The sequence below is a fragment of the Pseudomonas sp. RU47 genome (assembly GCF_004011755.1).
Classification (GTDB): Bacteria; Pseudomonadota; Gammaproteobacteria; order Pseudomonadales; family Pseudomonadaceae; genus Aquipseudomonas.
Genome location: NZ_CP022411.1, coordinates 3,415,576 through 3,441,801, shown reverse-complemented (window position 1 = coordinate 3,441,801; position 26,226 = coordinate 3,415,576). Strand labels below are relative to the sequence as shown.

The following is a 26,226-nucleotide window of genomic DNA, read 5'->3' as shown; positions in this document are numbered from 1 at the left end:
ATGCAGATCGAGAACAAGGTTTTTATCGTCACCGGCGGCGCATCGGGCCTCGGTGCAGCCACCGCTGAATTGTTGGTCAGTGCCGGCGCCAAAGTGATGCTGGTGGACATGAACGCCGAAGCCGTCGCCGCTCAGGCTCAGCGTCTGGGCGCACAAAGTGTGGTCGCCGACATCAGCAACGAAGCCGCCGCTGAAGCTGCCGTGCAGGCGACGGTAAAAGCCTTTGGCAGCCTCAACGGTCTGGTCAACTGCGCCGGTATCGTCCGTGGCGAGAAGATCCTCGGCAAGAACGGCCCGCATGCGCTGAGCAGCTTCGCCCAAGTGATCAACGTCAACCTGATCGGCAGCTTCAACATGCTGCGTCTGGCCGCTGCGGCGATTGCCGAATCCGAGCCAAACGCTGATGGCGAACGCGGCGTGATCATCAACACTGCATCGGTCGCGGCGTTCGACGGTCAGATCGGCCAAGCGGCTTATTCCGCCTCCAAAGGCGCGATCGCCAGTCTGACGCTGCCAGCCGCCCGTGAACTGGCGCGCTTCGGCATCCGCGTGATGACCATCGCCCCAGGTATTTTCGAAACGCCGATGATGGCCGGCATGACCCCGGAAGTCCGCGATTCGCTGGCCGCCGGCGTGCCGTTCCCGCCGCGCCTGGGCAAGCCTGCCGAGTACGCCGCGCTGGTTCGGCATATCATCGAAAACAGCATGCTCAACGGCGAGGTGATCCGTCTCGACGGCGCCTTGCGTATGGCCGCCAAGTAAGGAGGATTTGTCATGACTATTTCCAACGATCCGATTGTTATCGTCAGCGCCGTGCGCACGCCAATGGGCGGCTTTCAGGGCGAACTGAAAAATCTCACCGCGCCGCAACTCGGTGCTGCGGCGATCAAGGCTGCGGTTGAACGCGCCGGTGTCGCCAGCGATGCAGTCGATGAAGTGTTGTTTGGTTGCGTATTGCCTGCGGGCCTCGGTCAGGCGCCTGCGCGTCAGGCTGCGTTGGGCGCCGGGCTGGATAAATCGACCCGTTGCACCACCGTCAACAAGATGTGCGGCTCGGGCATGGAAACCACCATTCTCGCCCACGATATGCTGATCGCTGGCAGCGCCGATGTGGTGATCGCCGGTGGCATGGAAAGCATGTCCAACTCGCCGTATCTGCTCGATCGTGCCCGCGCCGGTTACCGCATGGGCCATGGCCGTGTGCTCGACTCAATGTTCCTCGACGGTCTCGAAGACGCTTACGACAAAGGGCGCCTGATGGGCACCTTCGCTGAGGATTGCGCCGAGACCAATCACTTCAGCCGTGAGGCGCAGGACGCTTTTGCCATTGCCTCGACCACACGCGCACAGCAGGCGATCAAGGACGGCAGTTTCAAGGACGAGATCGTCCCGCTGACCGTGACCGTCGGCAAAGAACAGGTGCTGATCAGCCATGACGAGCAGCCGCCGAAAGCCAAACTCGACAAAGTGGCCTCGCTGAAACCGGCGTTCCGTGAGGGCGGCACGGTGACGGCGGCGAACTCCAGTTCGATCTCGGACGGCGCGGCGGCACTGGTGCTGATGCGTCAGTCGCAAGCGCAGAAACTCGGACTGAAGCCGTTGGCGGTGATTCACGGTCATGCCGCGTTTGCCGACACCCCAGGCCTGTTCCCGGTGGCGCCGATTGGTGCGATCAAGAAACTGATCAAGAAAACCGGTTGGTCGCTGGGTGATGTCGATCTGTTCGAGGTCAACGAGGCGTTTGCCGTGGTTGGCATGGCGGCGATGACGCACCTGGAAATCCCCCATGACAAGCTGAATGTGCATGGCGGTGCCTGCGCACTGGGTCATCCGATCGGCGCGTCGGGTGCGCGGATTCTGGTGACGTTGCTGTCGGCACTGCGCCAGAAGAAGCTCAAACGCGGTATCGCGGCGATCTGCATTGGCGGCGGCGAAGCGACGGCTATGGCCGTGGAATGCGTGTATTGAAGCAAACGCCAATCCCCTTGTAGGAGTGAGCCTGCTCGCGATGACGTCGTGTCAGTCACCACTGATTTATATGACCCACCGCTATCGCGAGCAGGCTCACTCCTACAGGTGAAAGCGGTGCGACTGATATTTAAGGATTCCCCATGATTCCCAACGAAGACCAAACCCAGATCCGCGACATGGCCCGGCAGTTTGCCGAGGAACGCTTGAAGCCGTTCGCCGCCGAGTGGGATCGCGAGCACCGTTTCCCCAAGGAAGCCATTGGCCAGATGGCTGAACTGGGCTTCTTCGGCATGCTCGTGCCGGAGCAGTGGGGCGGCTGCGACACCGGTTATCTGGCGTACGCCATGGCCTTGGAAGAAATCGCCGCCGGCGACGGCGCCTGCTCGACGATCATGAGCGTGCACAACTCGGTCGGCTGCGTGCCGATCCTCAAGTTCGGCAACGACGATCAGCGCGAACGTTTTCTCAAACCGCTGGCCAGCGGCGAGATGCTTGGCGCGTTTGCATTGACCGAACCGCAGGCCGGTTCCGACGCCAGCAGCCTGAAAACACGGGCACGGCTGGACGGCGATCATTACGTGCTGAACGGCTGCAAACAGTTCATCACCTCGGGGCAAAACGCCGGAATCGTGATTGTGTTTGCGGTGACCGATCCGAGTGCCGGCAAACGCGGCATCAGCGCATTTATCGTGCCGACCGATTCACCGGGCTACAAAGTCGCTCGCGTCGAAGACAAGCTCGGTCAACACGCGTCCGACACCTGCCAGATTCTCTTTGAAGATGTGAAAGTGCCGGTGGCCAACCGTTTGGGTGAAGAGGGCGAGGGCTACAAGATTGCGCTGGCCAATCTTGAAGGTGGCCGCGTCGGCATTGCGTCGCAATCGGTAGGCATGGCCCGCGCCGCATTTGAAGCGGCGCGCGATTATGCCCGTGAGCGCGACACCTTCGGCAAGCCGATCATCGAGCATCAGGCGGTAGCATTCCGCCTGGCCGACATGGCCACGCAAATCGCCGTCGCCCGGCAAATGGTGCATTACGCCGCCGCCCTGCGTGACAGCGGTCAACCAGCACTGGTCGAGGCGTCGATGGCCAAACTGTTCGCCTCGGAGATGGCCGAGAAGGTCTGTTCGATGGCGTTGCAAACCCTCGGCGGTTACGGTTACCTCAACGACTTCCCGCTGGAACGTATCTACCGCGACGTACGCGTCTGCCAGATCTACGAAGGCACCAGCGATATTCAGCGCATGGTCATTTCGCGCAATCTTTAAGAAGGAATTTTTATTCATGACGTACGAAACCATTCTGCTCGAAACCCACGGCCGCGTTGGCCTGATCACCCTCAACCGCCCGCAGGCGCTGAATGCGCTGAATGCGCAACTGGTCAGCGAAGTGAACCAGGCCCTTGATGCGCTGGAAGCGGATGCGAACATCGGTTGCATTGTCCTCACCGGTTCGAAAAAGGCCTTTGCCGCCGGTGCCGACATCAAGGAAATGGCCGAACTGACCTACCCGCAGATCTACATGGACGACCTGTTCAGCGACAGCGATCGCGTGGCTAACCGGCGTAAGCCGATCATTGCAGCGGTCAACGGTTTTGCCCTCGGCGGTGGTTGTGAGCTGGCGTTGATGTGCGACTTTATTCTGGCCGGTGATAACGCGAAGTTTGGCCAACCGGAAATCAACCTCGGGGTGTTGCCGGGTATGGGTGGCACCCAGCGCCTGACGCGCGCCGTCGGCAAAGCGAAAGCCATGGAGATGTGCCTGAGCGGGCGCTTGATCGATGCGGTTGAGGCCGAGCGTTGCGGCATCGTTGCGCGGATTGTGCCGAGTGATGAGTTGCTGGATGAAGCGCTGAAGGTGGCGGCGGTGATTGCCAGCAAGTCGCTGCCGATTGCGATGATGATCAAGGAGAGCGTGAATCGTGCCTTTGAAGTGAACCTGACGGAAGGCGTGCGTTTCGAGCGTCGGGTGTTCCATGCGGCGTTTGCCACGCAGGATCAGAAGGAAGGGATGGCGGCGTTTATTGCCAAGCGTGAGGCTGCATTCCAAGGCAAATAAATGTGGTGCCTGAGCTGACGCCTTCGCGAGCAGGCTCGCTCCCACATGAGGTTCTCGGCGTTCACACAATCTGTGTTCGCTGGAGATCTCTGTGGGAGCGAGCCTGCTCGCGAAGCTTTTAAGGTTTGATATACATCAAAATCAAAAGCCCCTCACCCTAACCCTCTCCCAGAGGGAGAGGGGACTGATTGGGGGATGCTTGGGAGGTACGTCGACCTGAAGGTGCTTTATTAAATCCATAATCGACTCAATCTTTCAGGTCGATGTATGACGCCAGACACCTCGGTCGGCCCCCTCTCCCTCGGGGAGAGGGCTGGGGTGAGGGAAAGGGGCCAACACCATTACAACTGATAGTTCTTCAGCTCCCGCGCAATCACCATCCGCTGAATCTCGCTCGAGCCTTCATAGATCTGGGTAATCCGCGCATCGCGGTAATACTTCTCGACCGGATAATCCTCCAGATAACCATACCCGCCATGAATCTGAATCGCCGACGAGCAAACCTTCTCGGCCATTTCCGACGCAAACAACTTGGCCTGCGAAGCCTCGGACAAGCAAGGTTTGCCCGCCGTCCGCAGTCGCGCCGCATGCAGGATCATCAGTCGCGCCGCGTTGATCTGCATGTGCATATCGGCCAGCAAATTGGCAATGCTCTGGTGTTCGTTGATCGGTTTGCCGAACTGGATACGGTCACGCGAATACACCAACGCCGCTTCAAACGCCGCGCGCGCGATACCCAGTGCTTGCGCCGCGATGCCAATACGTCCGCCTTCAAGGTTGGACAGGGCAATCGCCAGACCTTTACCACGCTCACCGAGCAGATTGGCCTCAGGAATGCTGCAATTACTCAGCGTCACCGCGCAGGTATCGGAGGCACGGATACCCATTTTGTGCTCAGTACGATCAACGATAAAACCGGCGGTATCGGTCGGTACCAGAAACGCCGAAATGCCTTTCTTGCCCAGATCCGGATCAGTCACCGCAAACACGATCGCCAGCTTCGCCCGTTTGCCGTTGCTGACAAATTGCTTGGCGCCGTTGATCACCCACTGGCCGTCACGCAGTTCGGCGCGGGTGCGCAGGTTATGCGCTTCGGAGCCGGCCTGCGGTTCGGTCAGGCAAAAGCAGCCGATGGTTTTGCCGCTGGCCAGATCCGCCAGCCAGGTCTGTTTCTGTGCTTCGCTGCCGTAGTTGAGCACCGGACCGCAGCCGACCGAGTTGTGGATGCTCATGAATGCGCCGGTCGCGCCATCACCGGCGGAAATCTCTTCCACGGCCAGTGCATAAGCGACGTAATCGACGTAGGTGCCACCCCATTCCTCGGGCACCACCATGCCGAGCAAACCGAGCTCACCCATCTTGGCGACGAGTGCGTCGTCAATCCAGCCAGCCTTTTCCCAGGCCTGCGCATGGGGTGCGATTTCGCCACGGGCAAAGTCCCGGGCCATGTCGCGGATCATCACTTGTTCTTCAGTCAGTTCGAGATCGTGCATGGCTCAGCTCCCGCTCTCATCAAAACCGTGGAAGAAACTCGCGACATGCGTAGCGTTCAGCGCAGCGAGGGTCGGCGGGTTCCAGCGCGGTGTCTTGTCTTTATCGATCAGCAGGGCGCGTACGCCTTCGATCAGGTCGCCGCGCGCGAACCACTGGCGATCCAGATGCAGTTCGAGAGCGAAGCAGTGTTCCAGGCTCAAGTGACGGCCGCGACGGAGCATTTCCAGGGTCACTGCCATCGCCAGCGGCGAGCGGGTTTCCAGCAGATCAGCCGTGGTGGTCGCCCATTCGTGGCTGTCGGCGACGGTCACCGCGCGCAGTTGCTCGACCATGCTCGGCACATCCGGCAGCGCGAAAAAGTGGTCAATGGCCGGGCGCAAGGCTTCTAGCGGAGCGTCAGGCAAGGTCTGCACGGCGTGTTTGGCCAATAGATTCTGCAGCGCCTTGAGCGGCGTGTCTTGCCATTCCATCTGATCGAGTTTTTCGTCGAGCAGCGCCAGTTTGCTGCTGTCCAGATACCAATCGGCGAGGCCGCAATACAGCGCATCGGCGGCACGGATCTGCACGCCGCTGACGCCCAGGTAAATCCCCAGCTCACCGGGAATGCGCGGCAGGAAATAGCTGCCACCGACATCGGGGAAATAACCGATGGCCACTTCCGGCATCGCCAGTCGGCTCTTCTCGGTGACCACGCGCAGATCGGCGCCTTGTACCAGGCCCATGCCGCCGCCGAGGACAAATCCGTCCATCAGCGCCAGCACCGGTTTGCGGTAGTGATGAATCGTCAGGTCGAGGGCATATTCCTCGACGAAGAAATCTTCATGCAGCGTATCGCCGCTCTTGAAACTGTCGTACAGGGAACGAATGTCGCCACCGGCGCAGAAGGCTTTTTCACCGGCACCGCGCAGAACCACTGCATGCACATTGGCGTCAGTCGCCCAGGCATCGAGTTGCTGTTGCAGCAAGCGCACCATGTCGAGGGTAATGGCGTTGAGACCGGCGGGGCGGTTGAGGGTCAGGTGACCGATATGGTTGCGAACCTCGGCCAGCACTTCGTTCTGCGTGGCGTCCATGGACTGAGTCCGCGGGGATGAAGCCTGAGCTGTCATCAGTAACTCCCTGCTTTTATTGTCTTTATTCGAAAAGCTCGCGCGCGAGCGTTACTGGATCGTAACAGTGCAAATTTGCCGTGTACAACCGGGATATTCGCAGGGGGAGTTTGCGTTTTTACCTTGGTCGAAAATGTACGCGGGCTCATGTAGGAGCTGCCGCAGGTTGCGATCTTTTGACTTTGATTTTAAAGATCAAAAGATCGCAGCCTTCGGCAGCTCCTACACGGTTTCAACTGAAGGCTTGGGTAATGCTGCGACGTTTGGCGTGCAGTTCGCTGGCGTGGATCAGTTGTTCGAGGTCTTCAGGGGTTATGTCGATGAAGGCTTCCATGTCGGCCAAAGCGAGTTTCAGGTCTTCGGCGGTGATGGCCTGACTGTCGACCGGTGTCAGCACCGGCGCCGGTTCTGCCGGACGTTTCGGGTAACGGATGCGGGTCAGGTTGTTGTAGGCCAAGGCACTGAGCAGCATGCACGCTGCGCCTAGCATTACCGGTTCCATGGCTTTCCAGTCCATGGCGATGGTTGCGGGATCGGCCAGAACCAGTGTCAGCGCCAACGCGCCAGCGGGCGGATGCAGGCAACGCAGCCAGCACATCAGAATCAGCGCCATGCCCGCCGCCAGACAGGCGCTGCCCAGAGTTCGGCCGAGCACGTGGGCCACCAGCAACGCCACGACGCCGGCACACAAGTAGCCGCCGAGAATCGACCAGGGCTGGGCGAGGGCACCGGACGACACGGCAAACAGCAACACCGCCGACGCCCCCAGCGGTCCGATCAGGTGATAGGCGACTTCATGGCCAAACACCTGCGCGCACAGCCACACACTGAACAATGTGCCCAATGCCATGCCGATCGCGGCACGGCTCCATTCGGTGGGGCGGGTATTGATGGCGGCGGGCAACCAGCGAGCGAGCATGTGAATCCGATCCTTGCAGCAAATTCGAGGCAAAAAAAAGGACTTGTCCGGCATATCCGGAAAGCCCTCGAAGCGTTCCAACATTGGGGGAGGAACCCGCACAGTGTGCCGATCAAAATCGATGCTGACAAATTCATATTAATGCATATTTAGTGCATTAATTTTGAATTGAAGCGACGCGACGGCCACTGACGAAACACAAATAGCCGCCCACCGCCGCCAGTGCGCTCAAGGCATAGAACATGCTCGGCGCCGGTGTGTGCATCAGCAGAAATCCGCACATGACTGGGCTGGCCGCACCACCCAGCGCCGCCAGATTCTGCGCGCCGTAATAGCTGCCGCGCAGGTCTTCCGGGGCCAATGTGTCAACGAACAGAAAGTCTGCCGGGTAAATGATCATCTCGCCCAAGGTGAAGATGAACATCGCCACGCACCAACCGATCAGGCTGTCGGCGAGACTGAAGCCGATCAGCCCGACGATGAACAACGCGGTGCCGCCGGCTATCCAGTGACGCAGGTGTTCACGGCTGAGCAAGCGGCCGATCTGGTACTGCAACAGGATCACCGTGATTGCGTTGCAGGCGAGCAGGGCGGCCATGGTGTCCAGCGTCTGTTGCTGGGTGTGGGTGACCAGCAGGTATTGCGACAGGTACAGGGTGAAACGTCCATGCACCAGCGTGCTGAGCAGGCAGCCCAGGGTAAACAGGATCATCGTGCGGTCGTTTTTCAGGATGATCAGGGTTTTCAGAAAACTCGGCGGTGCGGCGACTGGAGCAATCGGGCTGGCTTCCCGGCCGGCGCCGAGCAGCAGAAAGATGCTGCCGATGGCAATCGCACCGGCCACGATAAAGGGCGCAGAGGGCTGCACCCCGGCAATCACCACGCCGATCATCGGGCCGACGGCATAGCCGATGTTGGTCAATGTGTAGTTGAGGGAAAACGCCTTGACCCGTTGGCCGACTGGCAGGTTTTCACTGAGGATGGCTTTGGAGCAGATGAGGAACAGCGCCGATGCCGTTTCGCTGATGATCAGCACCAGGGTGACCAGATACAGATTCTGCGCGAAGGTCAGCAGGATCAGGCCGATACCGCTGGAGAGCATGGTCAGGATCAGCAACTGGCGTTTGTCGAGCCGATCGATGATGTAACCCCCGTACAACGACAACAGCGTGGCGCTGAACACCGCAATGCCCAGCAGCAGACCGACGTCTTGCGGGTTGAGGCCGAGCTTGTTGCTGAGGAACAGCGTCAGTAGCGGGCTGATCAGGGCGCGGCTGATAACGACGGTCAGCGAGCTGATCATCAACCGGCGGATGAGGCGCGAGTAGGTGGCCACGAAGGGTCAATGTCCTTATTTGAGAATGCCTGGCGGGCGTACGTCATCCTTACCGGGCAATCACCACCGGTCAAGCTGCCATAACACCATCCCCTGTGGGAGCGAGCCTGCTCGCGAATGCGTTGTGTCAGATACATCAATGTTGACTGACACTGCGCCTTCGCGAGCAGGCTCGCTCCCACAGGGGATTTTCGTTGCGTTCAAATCAGGGGCAGGTGCATGGCGCAGCGGCGGTTCGCGGGAAAACCCAGTGCGATTTCGGCCTGTACGGCGTCGTGCAAATAGCCAGCGGTAGGTGCGGACGTCAACTCGATAAACCCCATGCGCTGATAGAACGGCGCATTCCACGGCAGATCGCGAAACGTGGTCAATGTCACGGCGTTCAATTGCCGCTGGCGCGCGTTTTCAATCGCCGCCGAAACCAGCCGTCGACCGATGCCCTGGCCCTGAAAGGCCTGACTGACAGACAACTCTTCAATGTGCAGGTGCTGGTCGATTTCGACTGCGCGGAGAAACCCTGCCAGTTCGGTACTTTCGGCGACCCACACGTTCGCCTCCTCGATAGCCCGCACATGTTGCGCAACCTCCGCCACCTCGGCATCCGCCAGCCAGGCCAATTGCGGGTCAAGACGGAACAGCTCGGCAGCCGAGCGTTCGATGGCAGGGAGGGCCAACGCGTCAGCGGGCCTTGCGAGGCGAATGATCATGTTCATGTAGGAGCTGCCGCCGGTTGCGATCTGTTGATCTGGATTTCAAGAAACAAGATCAAAAGATCGCAGCCTTCGGCAGCGCCTACAAGGGGGGCGGTGTACAGAGTGATGGCGTCATCAAGCGACGTCGGACGCGTGCGGCCACTGCTGCAGCGGGATCGGCAACTTACGCGATTCGCCACGGCCCATCGGGAAGTACTGGAAGCCATTGCGCGCCAGACGCTCGGCGTCGTACAGGTTGCGCCCGTCGAAGATCACCGGCGTGTTGAGGCGCTGTTTGATCAGGTCGAAATCCGGCGCCTTGAACTGCTGCCACTCGGTGCAGATGATCAACGCGTCGGCGCCGGGCAATACCGATTCCGGCGTGCCCATCAGCATCAGTTTCGATTCGTCCGGGTAAAGGTTCTGGGTTTCCTGCATGGCCTCCGGGTCGAAGGCGCGCACACTGGCACCAGCGGCCCACAACTCCTCCAGCAGCACGCGGCTCGGCGCGTCACGCATGTCGTCGGTATTCGGTTTAAACGCCAAGCCCCACAAGGCGAAGGTTTTACCTCGCAGATCACCGCGGTAGAACGCGTTGATGCGCTCGAACAACTTGTGTTTCTGCCGCTGGTTGATCGCCTCGACCGCTTGCAGCAAATCGCTGGAGCAATGCGCTTCTTCGGCGCTGTGGATCAACGCGCGCATGTCTTTCGGGAAGCACGAGCCGCCATAACCGCAGCCCGGGTAGATGAAGTGGTAACCGATGCGCGTATCGGCACCGATGCCCTGGCGCACCGATTCGATGTCGGCACCGAGGTGTTCGGCGAGTTCGGCGATCTGGTTGATGAAGCTGATCTTGGTCGCCAGCATGCAGTTGGCGGCGTACTTGGTCAGCTCGGCGCTGCGCAGGTCCATGAACATGATGCGGTCATGGTTGCGGTTGAACGGCGAGTACAGATCACGCATCACGTCGCGCACTTCATCGCCTTCGCAACCGATAACGATACGGTCCGGACGGCGGCAGTCGGCAACCGCCGAGCCTTCCTTGAGGAATTCCGGGTTGGAGACGATATCGAATTGCAGCAGGCGGCCGACCTTGATCAGGGCTTTTTCGATGTGCGTGCGCAGGGTGTCGCCCGTGCCCACCGGCACCGTGGACTTCTCGACGATGATCAATGGCTGCTCACGATGCCGGGCAATCGCGTCGCCCACCGAAAGCACATAACGCAGATCCGCCGAACCGTCCTCACGCGACGGCGTACCCACCGCAATAAACGCCACCCGAGCGTGCTGCACGGCGAGTTGTTCATCGGTGGTGAATTGCAGGCGTTTCGAATCCAGACCCTCACGAACGAGGCTGGCCAGCCCCGGTTCGAAAATGCTGACATGGCCCTGGCGCAACAGCTCGACCTTCTTCTGGTCGACGTCCATGCACACGACATCATGGCCGACTTCGGCCAACACCGCCGCTTGCACCAGACCGACGTAACCGCTGCCAAATACTGTGATTTTCATGGAGCACTCCTGAATTCGGGCGCACGAGCCGGACGCGTGTTGATGGTGATGACCCCGAGCATGACCAGCGCCACGCCCAGTGATTGAGTGAAACTGAAGGATTCGTTGAACAGCGGCAGACTGGCCGCCAGCAGATAAACCAGCGCATAACTGATGCTCAGCAGCGAATAAGCCCGGCCCAACGGCAGATCGCGCAGGGCGGCCAGCCAGCAGAGCATCGACAGCGCGTAGGCAAAAATCGCCGCGATGACCACGGCCAGCGCACGCCAGTCGAGGCTGTCAATGTGCAGCCATTGGTCCGGCACGGGCAGGCGGGTCATGCTCCAGCGCATGCCCAGTTGCGCAGCGCTGACGAGGAACACGCTGCCCAGTGCGAAGGTGATGCCACGACGTTGGTTCATGACTGTTGCCCCAGCAACACCACGCCGCCGATCACCAACGCCACGCCAAGCCAATGCTGGCGGTCGATGGGTTCACCGAAGACGAAGCGCGCGATCAGGGTGATCAGGACGAAATTGAGGCTGAGCATCGGGTAGGCGATGCCGACTTCCAGACGCTGCAACACCAGCAGCCAGACCAACAGACCCGAGCCGAGGGCGAGCAGGGCCAGCCATAACCACGGCGAGCGCAGTTTGTCGGCCCAGCCCGACTCGACGCCACGCCAGCTCTCGACGGCGTATTTCTGCGCCACTTGGCCCAGACAGGTCAGCAGGCACGCAGCCAACAGCAGCAACAGGCTCATGACGCCTCCTTGGGCAGGATCATGATCACCAGGTTGCCCTGCTCATAACGGACGCCGTCCTTTGGCAATCTGTCGATTTCGTCCAGTTCGTCCTGCCCCTTGACGCGCATCACCACGCCGACCGCACCGCTGCGGCGTGCCTCGCGCATCCACTGTTGCACGTGATCGGGATCGACCCGCTGTTGAATGCCGTCAGGATAGGCAAGGCCATATTTCAATTCGCCTATCGTGTTGTACAACGCGACTTGCGGGGTTTTCAGGCGCCAGGCCAGTGCGGACGCGGCACCGAGGTCGTTACTCAGCAGGTGGGTGGTTTGCGCCAGTTCGGTGACGTGATGCTTGATGAACTGATCCGGCATCTTGTTGGCGACCACCGACTTCGGCAGCGCCGCCGGCAACACCGCGATCAGCAACAGGCTGCCCAGCGCCGGCGCGGCCCAGCATTGCAGCGGCAGAAAGGCTTGCAGCAGGTTGGCGATGATCCAGCCGATCAGCGCGATAAACACCAGCACCATGCTGTGCAGTTCATGGTCGTAGACCGGTTTGGTCAGTTGCAGGTACACCAGCGCAATCAGCGTGACGACGCCCAGCAACAGATTCAGCAAGCCATTGATGCTCAGCGCGCGACCTTGCTCAAGACGCAAGCGGTCGGCCAGCGCATTGCCCAGCAACAGCGCCATCGGCAGCAGGCACGGCAGAATGTACGTCGGCAATTTGCCGTTGCTCAGGCTGAAAAACAGCAGCGGCATCAGCAGCCACAGCAGCAGGAATACGACTTTGGGCTGAGCGCGGCTTTGCCAGGCTTGCTTGAACGCCGTCGGCAGCAATCCCGCCCACGGCAGACTGAACGCGACCAGCAGCGGCAGGTAGAACCACCACGGCGCGTCGTGTTGCGCATCGTCGCCGGCAAAGCGACGAATGTGTTCGTGCCAGAAGAAGAATCGCCAGTAGTCCGGCTCCTGCGCATGCACCGAGACCACCCACGGCAGGCTGATCAGGATCGCCACGGCAATCGCCACCGGGCCGAACATCAGCAGTTCACGCCAGCGTTTTTGCCAGAGCATCCACGGCAGGGCGATCAACACCGGCAGCAGCCAGGCGAGGAATCCCTTGGTCATGAAGCCCATGCCGCAGGCCAGACCCAATACGGCCCACGCGGCCATGCGTTTGCCGCTGGTGTGGCTGTCGACGGCAAACCACAGCGCCACCAGACTCAGGTTGACCCAAAAGGTGAATTGCGGATCGAGGTTGGCGTACCCAGCCTGACCGGCAACAATCGTGAAACTCATGTAGAGCAGGGCGCAGACGAAGCTTTTGCGCGGCTGGTTCCACAAGCGCCGGGCGATCAGGTAACACAGCAACACGCTCAACCCGCTGCTCAGTGCCGAGACAAAGCGCACACCGAACAGGTTCTGCCCGAACAAATCCTGGCCCAGCGCGATCATCCAGTAACCGGCAATCGGCTTCTCGAAGTAACGCAGACTCATAAAGTGCGGCGATACCCAGTTGCCGCTCAGCAGCATGTCCTGACTGATCTGCGCGTAACGGGTTTCGTCGGGAATCCACAAACCGTGCGTGCCCAGCGGCAGCAGATAGGCCAGCAGACAAATGCCCAGCAACAGCAGTGGCAGCGTCCAGCGTTTGATCATGCGCCTTGCACTCCCAGCCAGCCTTCACGGCCGTCGAGGGCACCGCGTTGCACCCGACCCACGGGCAAGGTGTTGAAGAACTCGGGCAACAAGTCGCTCAGCGGTTTGAAGTCGATATTTCGCTGGCGTGCATCGGCCAGCAATTGACGAAAGGCCTCCGCCATCAGAATCCCTTCGACTTCGGCGTGAATGGTGTAGACGTTGAGTTGTTGCGGGCGAAAGTGGTCAAGGATGAAACCGTTGAAGTCCCGCGCTGCGACGATGGGGCCAACGATTTCGTCGAAGGTCGGCAGGTCCACCGGAATCTGCGGCGTGCCCGGCGTGCCGTCGGCCAGCAGCGGACGAAACAGCCGCGTACCTCGGCAATCGCTGTTGTAGCGAAACTCGAAGGCTTGCTTGGCCTCGATCACGCGCTCGTCCGCACGCCAACCGGCGGCGGCCGAGCACTCGACTTTCTCGCCGAGAATGTCGCTCAAGGTGTCGACGCCCTGACGGATCTGCTCGATCAGTTGCGCGTTGCTCCAGCGCCCGGCATTGGCCTGCCAGCCGTGGTGATCCCACGCATGCAGGCCAACCTCATGACCGGCATCGCGGGCCTGACGCATCAGGTGCCCGAGTTCGCGGCCAATCGGTTTGCCCGGCCACGCCGTACCGGCCAGCAGAATGTCCCAGCCATACAGGCCGGCGGCGTTGGAGCGGAGCATTTTCCAGAGGAACTGCGGGCGGATCAGGCGCCACAGATGCCGGCCCATGTTGTCGGGGCCGACACTGAAGAAGAACGTCGCCTTGATCTGCGCTTCATCGAGCATTTCCAGCAAGCGCGGCACACCTTCACGGGTGCCGCGATAGGTGTCGACGTCGATGCGTAGACCGGCCTGCATCAGCGCTTGTCCGCGATTTCGAGCATGGCTTCACGCAAGAAGAAGTCGAGCGTGTTGCCAATGGTCTCGCGCATCTCCACGGTCGGCGTCCAGTCGAGCAGGCGCTTGGCGTTGGCGATGCTGGGTTTGCGGTGTTCGACGTCCTGGTAACCCGCACCGTAGAACGCCTTGCTTTCCACGTCGCGGAAACCGGCGAACGGTGGGAAGTTGTCGCGCAACGGATGCGCTTCGAACTGACGCAGCAGCTCTTCGCCCAACTGACGGATGCTCGCTTCGTTGTCCGGGTTGCCGATGTTGATGATCTGGCCGTTGCAGACGTCGTTGTCGTTATCGATGATCCGCGCCAAGGCTTCGACGCCGTCAGCGATGTCGGTGAAGCAGCGTTTCTGCTCGCCGCCGTCGAACAGGCGAATCGGCGTGCCTTCGACCAGATTGAGGATCAACTGGGTGATGGCGCGGGAGCTGCCAATACGGGCCGAGTCCAGACGATCAAGGCGCGGCCCCATCCAGTTGAACGGGCGGAACAGGGTGAAATTCAAACCCTTGGCGCCGTACGCCCAGATCACCCGGTCCAGCAGTTGCTTCGAGACGGAGTAGATCCAGCGCTGCTTGTTGATCGGGCCGACCACAAGGTTCGAGGTGTCTTCGTCGAAATGCTTGTCCTGAGACATGCCATAGACTTCCGAGGTCGACGGGAAGATCACGCGCTTGTTGTACTTGACGCAGTAGCGCACCAGTTTGAGGTTTTCTTCGAAGTCGAGTTCGAACACGCGCAGCGGGTTACGGGTGTATTCGATCGGCGTGGCGATGGCCACCAGCGGCAGCACCACGTCGCACTTCTTGATGTGGTACTCGATCCACTCGGAGTGAATGCTGATGTCGCCTTCGACGTAGTGGAAGTGCGGATGACTGCGCAGGCGGTCGATGGCGTCGGAGCCGATGTCCAGACCATAGACTTCGTAGCGGTCGTCACGCAGCAGGCGTTCGGACAAGTGATTGCCGATGAAACCGTTGACGCCAAGGATCAGCACGCGGGTGCGACGCGGCGCACGGCCGGATTCAGCGCCGCGCAGCAGCGAGCCGTCGACCAGACCGAGTTCACTGGCCAGTTGCGGGCCGCTGAGGAACAGGCCGCTGTCATTGCGCTGGCCGGAAAGGACCACCAGCGAATCTTCGCCGCAGGCAATGCGCAACGGATCGACACTGATCACCCGGCCCGGCGCCTGGCCGTCATTGCCTTTGACGACTTCGGCGCTCCAGACGATGAGTTTGTGCTCACCGACCGCGCAGAAAGCACCCGGATACGGTTGAGTCACCGCACGCACCAGGTTGAACAGTTGCTCGGCGGGTTTGGCCCAGAGCAGTTTGCCGTCCGCCGCGGTGCGACGACCGAACACCGTGGCTTTCGATTCGTCCTGCGCGGTTTCGCTGATCTTGCCTTGCAGCATCGCTGGCAAAATGTCGCGCAGCAGATCCGTCGCGGCGATGCGCAATTTGCCGTGCAGGCTCAACGCGGTGTCGCTGCGTTCGATGGCCACGCGTTGTTGAGCGACGATGGCGCCGGCATCGGCACGTTTGACCATGCGGTGCAGGGTGACGCCGGTTTCGCTTTCGCCGTTGACCAGCACCCAGTTGGCCGGGGCGCGGCCACGGTAGCTCGGCAACAGAGAACCGTGCAGGTTGAACGCGCCTTTTTTTGCGGTGGCCAGCAACGATTCGCTCAGCAGGTGGCGGTAGTAGAAGGAAAACACGTAGTCCGGATCGAGTTTGGCAATCCGCTCGATCCACAACGGGTGGTTGACGTCTTCCGGGGCGTGCACCGGAATGCCTTTGCGTGCGCACAGTTGCGCAACCGAGGCGTAGAAGGCGTTCTCTTTCGGGTCGTCGGCGTGAGTGAACACCGCGGCAATGTCATAGCCGCTGTCGAGCAGGGCTTGAATGCCGGCGCAGCCGATATCGTGGTAAGCAAAGACAACCGTTTGTGCGCTCATGAGAGAACCTGATCATTGGAGGAGGAGAGACCGTCGACGGTGATGGCGCGCGGCGGCATGGCGGGTTGGCCGCGCAAGACTTTTTCCACGAAGAAACGCGGGCGGGCGCGCACGTCGCTGTACATGCGCCCCAGGTATTCGCCGAGCAGGCCCATGCCGATGAACTGGCCACCGGTGAACACGAACAACACCGCGAACAGCACGAACATGCCGTCACCGGCCCAGCCGGCACCGAACACCAGGCGCAACACGATCAGTGCGGCGGCAAACAGCACGCCGAGGCCGGCCATGGCGAAGCCGACAATGCTCAGCAAGCGCAGAGGCGTGGTGGTCATGCAGGTGATCAGGTCGAACATCAGATTGATCAAACGCATCGGGCTGTACTTCGAATCGCCGTGTTCGCGCTCGGCGTGGGCGACGACAATCTCGGTGGTGTGACGGGCGAAGCTGTTGGCCAGAATCGGAATGAAGGTGCTGCGTTCACGGCAGGCGAGCATCGCGTCGATGATCGTTCGGCGGTAGGCGCGGAGCATGCAGCCGTAGTCGCTCATGGCGACGCCGGTGGAACGCTGCACGGCGAGGTTGATCAGCTTCGACGGATAGCGGCGCAGGGCCGAATCCTGGCGGTTGCCGCGCACGGTGCCGACGACGTCGTAACCCTTTTCCGCTTCGGCGACCAGCCGGGGGATTTCTTCCGGCGGGTTCTGCAGGTCGGCGTCGAGGGTGATCACCACATCGCCTTTGCATTGTTCGAAACCGGCCATGATTGCTGCGTGCTGGCCGTAGTTGCGGTTGAGGATGACCGCCACGAACGGGCTGTCTTCACGGCTCGCGGCTTCTTCCAGAAGGTGGGCGGAATCGTCACGGCTGCCGTCGTCAACGAGGACGATTTCATAGTCGTGACGCAGCATCCGGCAGGCAGCTTCGGTACGGCGCAGCAGTTCCGGCAGGCTGTCCTGTTCGTTGTAGACCGGGATGACGATCGACACACAGCGGATCGGATAGGTTTTCACGGGCGTTTGTCCATAAGGGTGGCGATGGCGCCGACCACGCGATCAAGGTCCTGATCGCTCATGTCGGGGAACAGCGGAATCGAACACAGCCGCGCCGAGTTCCATTCGGTGTCGGGCAGGTAGAGGTCGGGGTCACGCTGGCGATACCAGGTGTGCAGGTGGGTGGCGATGAAATGGATACCGGTGCCGATGCCTTGGTCCTGCAAACCTTTCATAAAGGCTTCGCGGTCCATGCCGCAGCGCTCGCTGTCGATGCGCAGGATGAACAGGTGCCAGGCGTGGGTCTGCGCGTAGGCGGGCAGGGCCAGCGGTTGCACCGGCAGGCCTTCGAGTTTTTGCCGGTAGGCGGCGGCCAATTCAGAGCGACGGGCGTTGATCGCGTCCAGACGCTCAAGCTGCACCAACGCAATCGCGGCGTTGATGTCGGCGAGGTTGTATTTGAATCCCGGTTCCATCACCTGGGCCTGCGGCTTGCGGCCACCGGTCAGGCGATCGTAGGCATCAACGCCCAGACCGTGGAATTTGAGCATGCGCACGCGGCTGGCCAAGGCTTCGTCGTCGGTGACGAACATCGCGCCTTCGGCACAGGTCATGTTCTTGATCGCGTGGAAGGAAAAAATCGCTGTGCCCTGCGAGCCGACGTGGCGGCCCTTGTAACGGGTACCGGCTGCGTGGGCGGCGTCTTCGATGACGGCGATGCCGTGTTTGTCGGCCAACGCGTACAGCGGATCGAGATCAAACGCGGCGCCGGCGTAATGCACCGGGATGATTGCTTTGGTGCGTGGGGTGATTGCCGCTTCGATGCGCGCGGCGTCGGTCATCAGGGTGTCGCGGTCAACGTCGACGAATACCGGTGTGGCGCCGAGCAGCGAGATCATGTTGGCCGTCGACACCCAGGTCTGCGACGGGGTGATGACTTCGTCGCCCGGGCCGATGCCCAAAGCCAACAAGGTGATGTGCATGCCACCGGTGGCCGAGGAAAGTGCCACGGCGTGTTTGCAACCGACATAGTGTGCGAACTGTTCTTCCAGTGCCTGGTTTTTAGGGCCGGTAGTAATCCAGCCCGAACGTAATACTTGTTCGACGGCGGCTATTTCTTCTTCGCCGATACTCGGCCGGGAAAACGGCAGAAACGCTTGACTCATAAGAACCTCGGGGCGACAGCCATCCTTCAGCCGATTGTCTGAAAAACACGGAATTTCAAAGGGTTGAGTTACCGGTCGGGGAATACCTGATTGACTTTCCAGTCCGCGGCCGGCAGGGTTGCAGGCCTTTCGGGGCAACCTGTTGTAACTAAGGTTATGCGCGTTTTTGTCAAAGGAACATGAAAAAACGGTCGGCGATTCGTCTATCTGTAAGCCATACAGCCACCGTTCAGACTTCTTCCGTTCATCGGCTGTTTTAGTCGAAAAGTCTTACGGAAGAGTCGCTCTTTATATAAGTTTGTTTGCACTTTTAAGTTGTTTTGTTGAACTGTTTTCTATTCAAGGCCGTTTCGTTTGATTGACTTGTCGAGTACTGAATCCACCCCGTCCAACACTAATCCGCTGACGCTTTATCTGGCGCGACTGGCGCCTTCCAGCCAACTGACCATGCGCTATGTCTTGCAGGATGCTGCGGACCGCCTGGGTTTCGAAGACGTGGATATCGAAGAAATCCCCTGGCACGGGCTGCAACCGGAAGACGTCGTGGCGCTGGTCGCCGCGTTGCGCGCCGACGGTTATGCGCCGAATACCTCGTCGCTGTATGTGAATGCCGTGCGCGGGGTGATGAATGAAGCCTGGCGCATGAGTCTGATCAGTCAGGATCATCTTTTGAAGATGCGTTCGGTCAAAGGCATTGCCGGCACGCGGTTATCTCAGGGCCGCAACTTGAAGCGCACCTTGATTCACGAACTGATGGAAGTTTGCGCCGCCGATCCACGCCCACAAGGCCTGCGCGACGCGGCAGTGATTGCGCTGTTGTACGGCACCGGCATGCGTAAATCGGAGTCGGTGGACCTGGATTTGAATCAGGTCGACTTCACTGAGCGCAGCCTGACCGTCACCGGTAAGGGCAACAAACAACTGATCAAGTACGCGCCGGCCTGGGCATTCGCCAAACTCGATGCGTGGCTGGAGTTGCGCCGCTCGCAACTCAAGGAAGGCGAGAGCGACGATGCCTTTCTGTTCAATCGTATCCGTCGCGGCAGCCACATCACCCGCGAGCGCATCACCAAACACGCGATCTATTACATCGCCCGCCAGCGTGGCACCCAGGTCGGGGTGAAGATCATGCCTCACGACTTCCGCCGCTCGTTTATTACGCGGGTCATCGAGGAACATGATCTGTCGATCGCGCAGAAGCTCGCGCACCACAGCAACATCCAGACCACCGCCAACTACGATGTGCGTGATGACAACGAGCGGCGGCGTGCGGTGGATCGCTTCGATCTGTAGGCCTGTCAGGACGGGGAAGGGCAGGTGCGCGCGTTGCCGGTTGCCGCCCGACTGATCTGATCGGCCAGCCGTTTGACGTTGTGCTGCTGGGCGCCCACCAGATCATCGATGGTCGGGCCGGACGGTGTTTGCAGGGTCGAACGGCAGGTCAGCGAGCCATTGTCAGTGGCGCCGACAGGACGCAAGCGCCATTTGGCGTCGATCAGGCCGTACTGACCGGGGATCGAGTCGAAGCGTTGCACTTCGATGCGCACCGAAACATTGCCTTGCCCACTGGTATTGCTCAATTGATCGGCCAACGCACCGCGCAACTCATCCGCCAGTGTCGCCCCCCACCAATCGGTTTCCAGAATCGCCAGGCCGCTGTTGCCCTGGCGGATAACGATTTGCGCACGGTCGACCTGCGGCGGCACGCTCAGCGCTTCAATCGGAATCTGCGCGCCGGTCCGGGTGTTGGCGATCTGTACCGGCGTCAGGGTGTGGAAGCTGATCGGGTCGCTGCGGCAGGCGCCAAGCAGCATGAACGCAGCGAGCACGGTGATTTTCAGCGGTACAGCCATGGTTCAGCTCCTGTGCTCAGTTGCGTGGCGGGCCTTTCAGGTCTATAGGCGCGGCGTTATCGGGGCGACCACGAATCAGCGATTCCGGATGCCGGCCCAAGTAATCCGACAGCTCACGCAGCGAACGCGACATGCGTCCGAGTTCGTCGAGGGTCTCGGTGAGTTTCTCGCGTTGCGGCGAATCTTCGGCCAGGGTCGAGCTGGCGGACTGCAAGGTCTTGCTGACGTCGGCGAGGGTGCTCTGCACGCCCGGCAGGGTCTTGGCGTTGAACTGGGTCAGGCCTTTGCGCAGCTCGATCAGATTGCTGTCGAGGTTGTTGGCGATGCGATCGACCGGCAGCTTGTTGAGCTTGTCGACCACGGCTTCGAGTTTCTCCTGCAGCTGTTCGAGGCTTCCCGGAACGGTCGGTAGAACGACCGGGCGAGCGCTCGGGTCGAACGCGACTTTCTCCGCTTTCGGGAAGAAGTCCAGTGCCACGTACAACTGGCCGGTCAGCAGGTTGCCACTGCGCGCCTGAGCACGCAGGCCATTATCGACGAAGGTGCCCAGCAGGCGGATGCCGGCCGCTTCGTCGTTGGGGTCGTGCTTGAATTCGGTGAGCATCTTTTTGTAGGCCTGACCGAGACGCTGCGGGTAAATGACGATGCCGACGTTCAGCGGGAAGGTGCGTTTTTTCGCATCGAAATCCAGGTTGATGCCCACGACCCGGCCGATTTCCATACCGAGGAACTCGACCGGCGCATCGACCTTGAGTCCGCGCAGTGACTGCTCGAAACGCAGCACCATGTATTGCGCCTTGCCGTTCGGCGGGGCGAGGGCGCTCTGCTGGTCGGCGAACAGTTCGAAATCCTTGTCGTCGGCGGCGGCCACATCGTTGGGACTGTAATCCGGAGCACGGAACGCAATGCCGCCCACCAGCATGGTTGACAGCGATTCGGTCTTCACGGCAAAGCCGTTGGCACCGACATTGATGTCGATGCCGCTGGCATTCCAGAAACGGGTGTTTTCGGTGACGAACGCGTCGTTCGGCGCGTGAATGAACACCTCGATATCGACCCCTTTGCCTTCCGGGTTAAGGGCGTAAGTGACGACCTGGCCGACCGGAATCTTGCGGTAATAAACCGGTGAACCGATGTCCAGTGAACCGAGATCCGGCGCATGCAGCATGAAGCGCTTGCCGGGTTCGCCATAGGTGATCGGCGGAGGATTTTCCAGACCCTTGAAGTTCTTTGCGCGGCTATCGGACTGGCCGACGTCGGCGCCGATGTAGTCACCGGAAAGCAGGGTGTCGATGCCCGAGACGCCGCCGGCGCCAATGCGCGGGCGCACCACCCAGAACTGTGAATCTTCGCGCGTGAAGGTTTCCGCCTGTTTGGACAGTTTGATGGTGGCGTCGACGCTTTTCTGGTCGCCACTCAACTCGACGTCCGTGACCTGACCGATGACCACGTTGCGGTATTTGACCTCGGTCTTGTTCGCCGTCAGGCCGCTGCCGGTCTTGAAGTTGACGATGATCGTCGGCCCTTCCTGCATCACGTTGTGCACCACCAGCGAGATGCCCACGAGCACCGCCACGATCGGCACGATCCAGACGAGCGAAATGCCGAAACGGCGGGTTTTGACTGGGGCTTGGCCTGGTGCTCGCGGCTCGTCGGTGGCTGACGACTTCATCCATGTCCTCCTCGATTGATTGGGCACTGAGCGTCAGGAACGCAAAAGCACCTCATCAATATAGAAGTGCTTGGCGATAGAGCAAATGTGTATAGCTCACCTGTGCTTGATGATCGTTCCCACGCTCTGCGTGGGAATGCAGCCCGTGACGCTCCGCGTCACTGGACGCAGAGCGTCCCTTGAGGCATTCCCACGCAGAGCGTGGGAACGATCAAAGCCGGGAACGATCAGATCGCGACAGCGCTGCTTGTGCTGTCAGCCGAGCATTTCCCGCAGGCGATACCAGAACATGCCCAGTGCCAGCAGTGGCGAGCGCAGGGCCGGGCCGCCGGGGAAGGTCATGTGTGGCACGCCGCTGAACACGTCCATGCCCTGACTGTGACCGGCATGAATTGCCTCGCCGAGCAGTTTCGCGCACCAGTGCGTGACGTTCAGGCCGTGACCGGAATAGCCCTGCGCGTAGAACACGTTCGGGTGCTGCTTGAGCCGGCCGACCTGCGGAAAGCGGTTGGCGGTGATGCCGATCTTGCCGCCCCACTGGTAATCGATGCGCATGTCCGCCAGTTGCGGGAAGACCTTGAGCATCTTCGGTCGCATATAAGCCGCGATGTCCGCCGGGTCGCGGCCGGAATAGTGGCAGGCACCGCCGAACAACAAGCGCCGGTCCGCCGAGAGCCGGTAGTAATCGAGGCCGACTTTCTGGTCGCACACCGCCAGATTGTGCGGGATCAGTTGCGCGGCGCGCGCCTCGGACAACGGTTCGGTGGCGATGATGTAGCTGCCGGCCGGCAGCACCTTGCCACTGAGTTGTTGTTCGAGGTCGTCCAGATGCGCATTGCAGCCGAGCACCAGACTGCCGGCGCGCACGGTGCCGGTTGCGCAGCGCACCTGCACGGTCGGGCCATGGATGATTTCCAGCACTTCACTCTGCTCGAAAATCCGCACGCCAAGCGACGCTGCCAGCCGCGCTTCGCCTTGCACCAGATCCAACGGGTGCAGATGACCGGAACCCATGTCCACCAGCCCACCGGCATAAATGTCGGAGTTGACCACTTGCTGGCGGATCTGCTCCGGGCCGATCAGGCGGGTTTCGTGGGCATAGCCGAGTTCGGCGAGATCGACCAATTCATCCTTGAAGGCGTCGAATTGCGCCGGGGTGTTGGCCAGATCGCAGAAGCCCCAGCGCAGGTCACAATCGATGGCGTTGTCGCCGATGCGCTGACGCACCAGTTCCACCGAATCGATACCGGCACGCTGCAAATAACGCACGCCTTCCTGACCGACATACTTGGCGAACCCGGTGACGTCATGACCGATCCCGCGAATCAACTGGCCGCCATTGCGCCCGCTGGCACCCCAGCCGACGCGCCGGGCTTCGATCAACACCACTGACAATCCACGCTGAGCCAGCTCGATGGCGGTGTTGACGCCGGTGAACCCGGCGCCGATCACGCAGACATCGGCCGTCAGGTCACCGTCCAGTACTGGATAAGGTGTGGTCGCCCGCGCCGAAGCGGCGTAATAGGAGCGGGCGTGCTCCTGGGTGTACTGATTCATTTGTTCGACTTCACTTTGCTCCAGGAACGGGTCATCAGACGCATGATCGCTTGGGGCGGGGTGGTAGAAATATAGAGTTTGTCGAGGACTGCTTGAGGTGGGTACACCTCTGGATTGTTGACCAGCTCCGGATCCATGTATTGCTTGGCGGCCGGGTTCGGGTTGGCGTAACCGACCGAGGCGCTGACCTTGGCGATCACTTGCGGATCGAGCAGGTAATTAATGAAGGCATGGGCTTCTTTGGTGTTGCTCGCATCGGCAGGGATGGCCAGCAGGTCGAACCAGAGGTTGGCGCCTTCCTTCGGAATGGCGTAAGCGATGTTCACGCCGTTCTTGGCTTCCTTGGCGCGGTTGGCGGCCTGGAACACGTCGCCGGAGTAACCGAAGGCTACGCAAATATCACCGTTGGCCAGGTCGGACACGTATTTCGAGGAATGGAAATAGGTGATGTAAGGACGAATACTCAGCAGTTTGGCTTCGGCCTTTTTGAAGTCTTCCGGATTTTCGCTGCGCGGGTCCATGCCCATGTAGTTGAGCACGGCAGGGAACACCTCGTCAGCGGAGTCCATCATCGACACGCCGCACTGGCTGAGTTTTTTCAGGTTCTCAGGCTCGAACAGCACGGCCCAGGAATCGATGTGGTTGACGCCCAGCACTTGCTTGACCTTGTCGACGTTGTAGCCGATGCCGTTAGTGCCCCACAGGTACGGCACCGAGTGCTCGTTGCCCGGGTCGTTTTTCTCCAGCAGTTCGAGCAGTTTCGGGTCGAGGTTCTTGAAGTTCGGCAATTGCGAGCGATCAAGTTTGAGGAACGCGCCGGCCTTCACCTGACGGGCGAGGAAGTGGTTGGACGGCACCACCACGTCATACCCGGTGCGACCGGCGAGCAGTTTGCCTTCGAGGGTTTCGTTGGAATCGAAAACGTCGTAGATCACCTTGATCCCGCTTTGGCTCTGGAAGTCGGCGAGGGTGGTTTCGCCGATGTAGTCGGTCCAGTTGTAGACGCTGACTTGTGGCTGGGCTTGGGCTCCGATGCTGCACATCAGGGCCAGAGCGGCGGGAACCATGGTTTTCAACAGACGCATTTCGACACCTCTTAAATTTATTGGATTTCTCAGGTGGTTCGCTAATCCCTTGTGGGAGCGAGCCTGCTCGCGAAAGCGGTGGGTCAGGCAACATCAATGGTGACTGTGCTGACGCCTTCGCGAGCAGGCTCGCTCCCACAGGGATTTGTGCAGATTTGGGTTAAACGCTCAGCATCAGGAACTCACGCTCCCACGAGCTGATCACGCGCTTGAAGTTTTCATGCTCGGCACGCTTCACCGCGACATAGCCACGGACGAACTTGTCGCCGAGGTATTGCGCGACGGTTTCGCATTCTTCCATCTGCGTCAGCGCTTCTTCGATGGTGATCGGCAGGCGCAGGTTGCGGCGCTCGTAAGCGCGGCCCTGGACCGCAGCGCTCGGCGCGATGGCTTCGACCATGCCGATGTAACCGCAGAGCAGACTCGCGGCAATCGCCAGGTACGGGTTGGCGTCAGCGCCCGGCAGGCGGTTTTCCACGCGCATGGCTTCCGGGCTGGACGTCGGTACACGCAGGCCGACGGTGCGGTTTTCTTCGCCCCATTCGACGTTGACCGGCGCCGAGGTGTCCGGCAGGAAGCGGCGGAACGAGTTGACGTTCGGCGCGAACATCGGCAGCACTTTCGGGATGTACTTCTGCAAACCGCCGATGTAATGCAGGAACAGCTCGCTCATCTGCCCGTCTTCATTGGCGAAGATCGGCTTGCCGGTGGCGATTTCGACCACGCTCTGGTGAATGTGCATGGCGCTGCCCGGCTCATCGCCGATCGGCTTGGCCATGAACGTCGCGGCGACGTTGTGCTTGAGCGCCGCCTCACGCATGGTGCGTTTGAACACGGTGATCTGGTCAGCCAGATCCAGCGCGTCGCCGTGACGGAAGTTGATTTCCATCTGCGCCGGGCCGTCTTCGTGGATCAAGGTGTCGAGGTCCAGACCTTGCAGTTCGCACCAGTCGTAGACGTCTTCAAACAGCGGATCGAATTCGTTGGCAGCATCGATGGAGAACGACTGCCGGCCACTTTCCGCACGGCCCGAGCGGCCTAGCGGTGCTTTCAGCGGCAAGTCCGGGTCTTCGCAGCGCTGGGTCAGGTAGAACTCCATTTCCGGCGCCACAATCGGCTTCCAGCCTTTGTCGGTGTAGAGCTGCAAGACTTTCTTCAGCACGTTGCGCGGCGACAGTTCGATCGGGTTACCGAACTTGTCGAAGGTGTCGTGGATGACGATAGCGGTCGGTTCAATCGCCCATGGAATCACGTAGACCGCGTCAGCCACGGGCTTGCAGACCATGTCGATGTCGGCAGGATCGAGCAGGTCGTAGTAGATGTCGTCGTCGACAAAATCCCCGGTTACCGTTTGCAGCAGCACACTTTCCGGCAGGCGCATGCCTCGCTCATGCAGGAACTTGTTGGTCGGTGCGATCTTGCCGCGGGCAATGCCGGTCAGGTCGCTGACCACACATTCGACTTCGGTAATCTTGTGATCTTTCAGCCACGTGAACAGCTGATCGAAAGGGGCATTCATAAAGACCTCGTTATTGGTTTTATAG

At 60.5% G+C, this 26,226-nt stretch carries 23 protein-coding genes; 5 read left to right on the top strand and 18 right to left on the bottom strand.

What is annotated here, in order from left to right:
- From CCX46_RS15545 to CCX46_RS15530, 4 genes are all read left to right on the top strand, one after another.
- Window positions 1-762: an SDR family NAD(P)-dependent oxidoreductase gene (locus CCX46_RS15545; RefSeq protein WP_127927794.1), complete on the top strand. Its 762-nt coding sequence runs from the start codon at window positions 1-3 to the stop codon at window positions 760-762.
- 12 nt (window positions 763-774) lie between these two features.
- Window positions 775-1,968: an acetyl-CoA C-acyltransferase gene (locus tag CCX46_RS15540; protein WP_127927792.1), complete on the top strand. Its 1,194-nt coding sequence runs from the start codon at window positions 775-777 to the stop codon at window positions 1,966-1,968.
- A 143-nt stretch (window positions 1,969-2,111) separates the two neighbouring features.
- Window positions 2,112-3,239, top strand: coding sequence for an acyl-CoA dehydrogenase (locus CCX46_RS15535; RefSeq protein WP_127927790.1), 1,128 nt, complete (start codon window positions 2,112-2,114; stop codon window positions 3,237-3,239).
- A 16-nt stretch (window positions 3,240-3,255) separates the two neighbouring features.
- Window positions 3,256-4,029: an enoyl-CoA hydratase gene (locus CCX46_RS15530; RefSeq protein WP_110718550.1), complete on the top strand. Its 774-nt coding sequence runs from the start codon at window positions 3,256-3,258 to the stop codon at window positions 4,027-4,029.
- Window positions 4,030-4,370: 341 nt separating this feature from the next.
- Here the strand turns inward: CCX46_RS15530 and CCX46_RS15525 are convergent, their stop codons facing one another.
- From CCX46_RS15525 to arnB, 13 genes are all read right to left on the bottom strand, one after another.
- Window positions 4,371-5,522 (bottom strand): acyl-CoA dehydrogenase family protein, encoded by a 1,152-nt coding sequence (locus CCX46_RS15525; RefSeq protein ID WP_127927788.1) that lies wholly within the window; start codon window positions 5,520-5,522, stop codon window positions 4,371-4,373.
- A 3-nt stretch (window positions 5,523-5,525) separates the two neighbouring features.
- The gene (locus tag CCX46_RS15520; protein WP_127927786.1) at window positions 5,526-6,632 is read right to left on the bottom strand and encodes an enoyl-CoA hydratase/isomerase family protein; all 1,107 of its coding nucleotides are present in this window, start codon (window positions 6,630-6,632) and stop codon (window positions 5,526-5,528) included.
- Window positions 6,633-6,864: 232 nt separating this feature from the next.
- A complete protein-coding gene (locus tag CCX46_RS15510; RefSeq protein ID WP_127927784.1) occupies window positions 6,865-7,551 on the bottom strand; it encodes an HPP family protein in 687 nt (228 codons plus the stop codon).
- 157 nt (window positions 7,552-7,708) lie between these two features.
- Complete coding sequence (locus CCX46_RS15505) at window positions 7,709-8,887, bottom strand: MFS transporter (RefSeq protein WP_127927782.1); 1,179 nt, start codon at window positions 8,885-8,887, stop codon at window positions 7,709-7,711.
- 200 nt (window positions 8,888-9,087) lie between these two features.
- Window positions 9,088-9,600, bottom strand: coding sequence for a GNAT family N-acetyltransferase (locus tag CCX46_RS15500; protein WP_127927780.1), 513 nt, complete (start codon window positions 9,598-9,600; stop codon window positions 9,088-9,090).
- Window positions 9,601-9,714: 114 nt separating this feature from the next.
- A complete protein-coding gene (locus tag CCX46_RS15495; RefSeq protein WP_127927778.1) occupies window positions 9,715-11,094 on the bottom strand; it encodes a UDP-glucose dehydrogenase family protein in 1,380 nt (459 codons plus the stop codon).
- Complete coding sequence (gene arnF, locus CCX46_RS15490; RefSeq protein ID WP_127927776.1) at window positions 11,091-11,495, bottom strand: 4-amino-4-deoxy-L-arabinose-phosphoundecaprenol flippase subunit ArnF; 405 nt, start codon at window positions 11,493-11,495, stop codon at window positions 11,091-11,093. Before arnF ends, CCX46_RS15495 begins: the two co-directional genes overlap by 4 nt.
- On the bottom strand, window positions 11,492-11,836 hold the full coding sequence (arnE, locus tag CCX46_RS15485; RefSeq protein ID WP_127927774.1) for a 4-amino-4-deoxy-L-arabinose-phosphoundecaprenol flippase subunit ArnE: 345 nt from the start codon (window positions 11,834-11,836) through the stop codon (window positions 11,492-11,494). The genes arnF and arnE overlap by 4 nt, the downstream gene beginning before the upstream one ends.
- Window positions 11,833-13,485 carry a lipid IV(A) 4-amino-4-deoxy-L-arabinosyltransferase gene (arnT, locus tag CCX46_RS15480; protein WP_127927772.1) on the bottom strand — a complete coding sequence of 551 codons (1,653 nt, stop codon included), beginning with the start codon at window positions 13,483-13,485 and terminating at the stop codon, window positions 11,833-11,835. Before arnT ends, arnE begins: the two co-directional genes overlap by 4 nt.
- The gene (gene arnD / locus CCX46_RS15475; RefSeq protein ID WP_127927770.1) at window positions 13,482-14,366 is read right to left on the bottom strand and encodes a 4-deoxy-4-formamido-L-arabinose-phosphoundecaprenol deformylase; all 885 of its coding nucleotides are present in this window, start codon (window positions 14,364-14,366) and stop codon (window positions 13,482-13,484) included. Before arnD ends, arnT begins: the two co-directional genes overlap by 4 nt.
- Entirely contained in the window at window positions 14,366-16,357 is a 1,992-nt protein-coding gene (arnA, locus tag CCX46_RS15470; protein WP_127927768.1) for a bifunctional UDP-4-amino-4-deoxy-L-arabinose formyltransferase/UDP-glucuronic acid oxidase ArnA, read from the bottom strand. Before arnA ends, arnD begins: the two co-directional genes overlap by 1 nt.
- Window positions 16,354-17,370, bottom strand: coding sequence for an undecaprenyl-phosphate 4-deoxy-4-formamido-L-arabinose transferase (gene arnC, locus CCX46_RS15465; protein WP_127927766.1), 1,017 nt, complete (start codon window positions 17,368-17,370; stop codon window positions 16,354-16,356). The genes arnA and arnC overlap by 4 nt, the downstream gene beginning before the upstream one ends.
- A complete protein-coding gene (gene arnB, locus CCX46_RS15460; protein WP_127927764.1) occupies window positions 17,367-18,515 on the bottom strand; it encodes a UDP-4-amino-4-deoxy-L-arabinose aminotransferase in 1,149 nt (382 codons plus the stop codon). Before arnB ends, arnC begins: the two co-directional genes overlap by 4 nt.
- Window positions 18,516-18,962: 447 nt before the next feature.
- Between arnB and CCX46_RS15455 the strand changes: the two genes are divergently transcribed.
- Window positions 18,963-19,808, top strand: coding sequence for a site-specific integrase (locus CCX46_RS15455; protein WP_238704415.1), 846 nt, complete (start codon window positions 18,963-18,965; stop codon window positions 19,806-19,808).
- 5 nt (window positions 19,809-19,813) lie between these two features.
- Here CCX46_RS15455 and CCX46_RS15450 read toward each other — a convergent pair whose 3' ends face one another.
- From CCX46_RS15450 to CCX46_RS15430, 5 genes are all read right to left on the bottom strand, one after another.
- Entirely contained in the window at window positions 19,814-20,368 is a 555-nt protein-coding gene (locus CCX46_RS15450) for a PqiC family protein (RefSeq protein WP_127927762.1), read from the bottom strand.
- Between the two features lie 16 nt (window positions 20,369-20,384).
- Window positions 20,385-22,040 (bottom strand): PqiB family protein, encoded by a 1,656-nt coding sequence (locus tag CCX46_RS15445; RefSeq protein WP_127927760.1) that lies wholly within the window; start codon window positions 22,038-22,040, stop codon window positions 20,385-20,387.
- 255 nt (window positions 22,041-22,295) lie between these two features.
- The gene (locus CCX46_RS15440) at window positions 22,296-23,597 is read right to left on the bottom strand and encodes an NAD(P)/FAD-dependent oxidoreductase (protein ID WP_127927758.1); all 1,302 of its coding nucleotides are present in this window, start codon (window positions 23,595-23,597) and stop codon (window positions 22,296-22,298) included.
- Window positions 23,594-24,682 carry a polyamine ABC transporter substrate-binding protein gene (locus tag CCX46_RS15435; RefSeq protein WP_127927756.1) on the bottom strand — a complete coding sequence of 363 codons (1,089 nt, stop codon included), beginning with the start codon at window positions 24,680-24,682 and terminating at the stop codon, window positions 23,594-23,596. The genes CCX46_RS15440 and CCX46_RS15435 overlap by 4 nt, the downstream gene beginning before the upstream one ends.
- A gap of 160 nt (window positions 24,683-24,842) precedes the next feature.
- Window positions 24,843-26,201: a glutamine synthetase family protein gene (locus CCX46_RS15430; protein WP_127927754.1), complete on the bottom strand. Its 1,359-nt coding sequence runs from the start codon at window positions 26,199-26,201 to the stop codon at window positions 24,843-24,845.
- Between the last annotated feature and the right edge of the window lie 25 nt (window positions 26,202-26,226).

What these genes read in the sequence shown, in the direction of transcription:
- CCX46_RS15545 (WP_127927794.1), top strand. Translation starts at nt 1, where the DNA reads ATGCAGATCGAGAACAAGGTTTTTATCGTCACCGGCGGCGCATCGGGC.
- CCX46_RS15540 (WP_127927792.1), top strand. Translation starts at nt 775, where the DNA reads ATGACTATTTCCAACGATCCGATTGTTATCGTCAGCGCCGTGCGCACG.
- CCX46_RS15535 (WP_127927790.1), top strand. Translation starts at nt 2,112, where the DNA reads ATGATTCCCAACGAAGACCAAACCCAGATCCGCGACATGGCCCGGCAG.
- CCX46_RS15530 (WP_110718550.1), top strand. Translation starts at nt 3,256, where the DNA reads ATGACGTACGAAACCATTCTGCTCGAAACCCACGGCCGCGTTGGCCTG.
- CCX46_RS15525 (WP_127927788.1), bottom strand. Translation starts at nt 5,522, where the DNA reads ATGCACGATCTCGAACTGACTGAAGAACAAGTGATGATCCGCGACATG.
- CCX46_RS15520 (WP_127927786.1), bottom strand. Translation starts at nt 6,632, where the DNA reads ATGACAGCTCAGGCTTCATCCCCGCGGACTCAGTCCATGGACGCCACG.
- CCX46_RS15510 (WP_127927784.1), bottom strand. Translation starts at nt 7,551, where the DNA reads ATGCTCGCTCGCTGGTTGCCCGCCGCCATCAATACCCGCCCCACCGAA.
- CCX46_RS15500 (WP_127927780.1), bottom strand. Translation starts at nt 9,600, where the DNA reads ATGAACATGATCATTCGCCTCGCAAGGCCCGCTGACGCGTTGGCCCTC.
- CCX46_RS15495 (WP_127927778.1), bottom strand. Translation starts at nt 11,094, where the DNA reads ATGAAAATCACAGTATTTGGCAGCGGTTACGTCGGTCTGGTGCAAGCG.
- arnF (WP_127927776.1), bottom strand. Translation starts at nt 11,495, where the DNA reads ATGAACCAACGTCGTGGCATCACCTTCGCACTGGGCAGCGTGTTCCTC.
- arnE (WP_127927774.1), bottom strand. Translation starts at nt 11,836, where the DNA reads ATGAGCCTGTTGCTGCTGTTGGCTGCGTGCCTGCTGACCTGTCTGGGC.
- arnT (WP_127927772.1), bottom strand. Translation starts at nt 13,485, where the DNA reads ATGATCAAACGCTGGACGCTGCCACTGCTGTTGCTGGGCATTTGTCTG.
- arnD (WP_127927770.1), bottom strand. Translation starts at nt 14,366, where the DNA reads ATGCAGGCCGGTCTACGCATCGACGTCGACACCTATCGCGGCACCCGT.
- arnA (WP_127927768.1), bottom strand. Translation starts at nt 16,357, where the DNA reads ATGAGCGCACAAACGGTTGTCTTTGCTTACCACGATATCGGCTGCGCC.
- arnB (WP_127927764.1), bottom strand. Translation starts at nt 18,515, where the DNA reads ATGAGTCAAGCGTTTCTGCCGTTTTCCCGGCCGAGTATCGGCGAAGAA.
- CCX46_RS15455 (WP_238704415.1), top strand. Translation starts at nt 18,963, where the DNA reads ATGCGCTATGTCTTGCAGGATGCTGCGGACCGCCTGGGTTTCGAAGAC.
- CCX46_RS15450 (WP_127927762.1), bottom strand. Translation starts at nt 20,368, where the DNA reads ATGGCTGTACCGCTGAAAATCACCGTGCTCGCTGCGTTCATGCTGCTT.
- CCX46_RS15445 (WP_127927760.1), bottom strand. Translation starts at nt 22,040, where the DNA reads ATGAAGTCGTCAGCCACCGACGAGCCGCGAGCACCAGGCCAAGCCCCA.
- CCX46_RS15440 (WP_127927758.1), bottom strand. Translation starts at nt 23,597, where the DNA reads ATGAATCAGTACACCCAGGAGCACGCCCGCTCCTATTACGCCGCTTCG.
- CCX46_RS15435 (WP_127927756.1), bottom strand. Translation starts at nt 24,682, where the DNA reads ATGCGTCTGTTGAAAACCATGGTTCCCGCCGCTCTGGCCCTGATGTGC.
- CCX46_RS15430 (WP_127927754.1), bottom strand. Translation starts at nt 26,201, where the DNA reads ATGAATGCCCCTTTCGATCAGCTGTTCACGTGGCTGAAAGATCACAAG.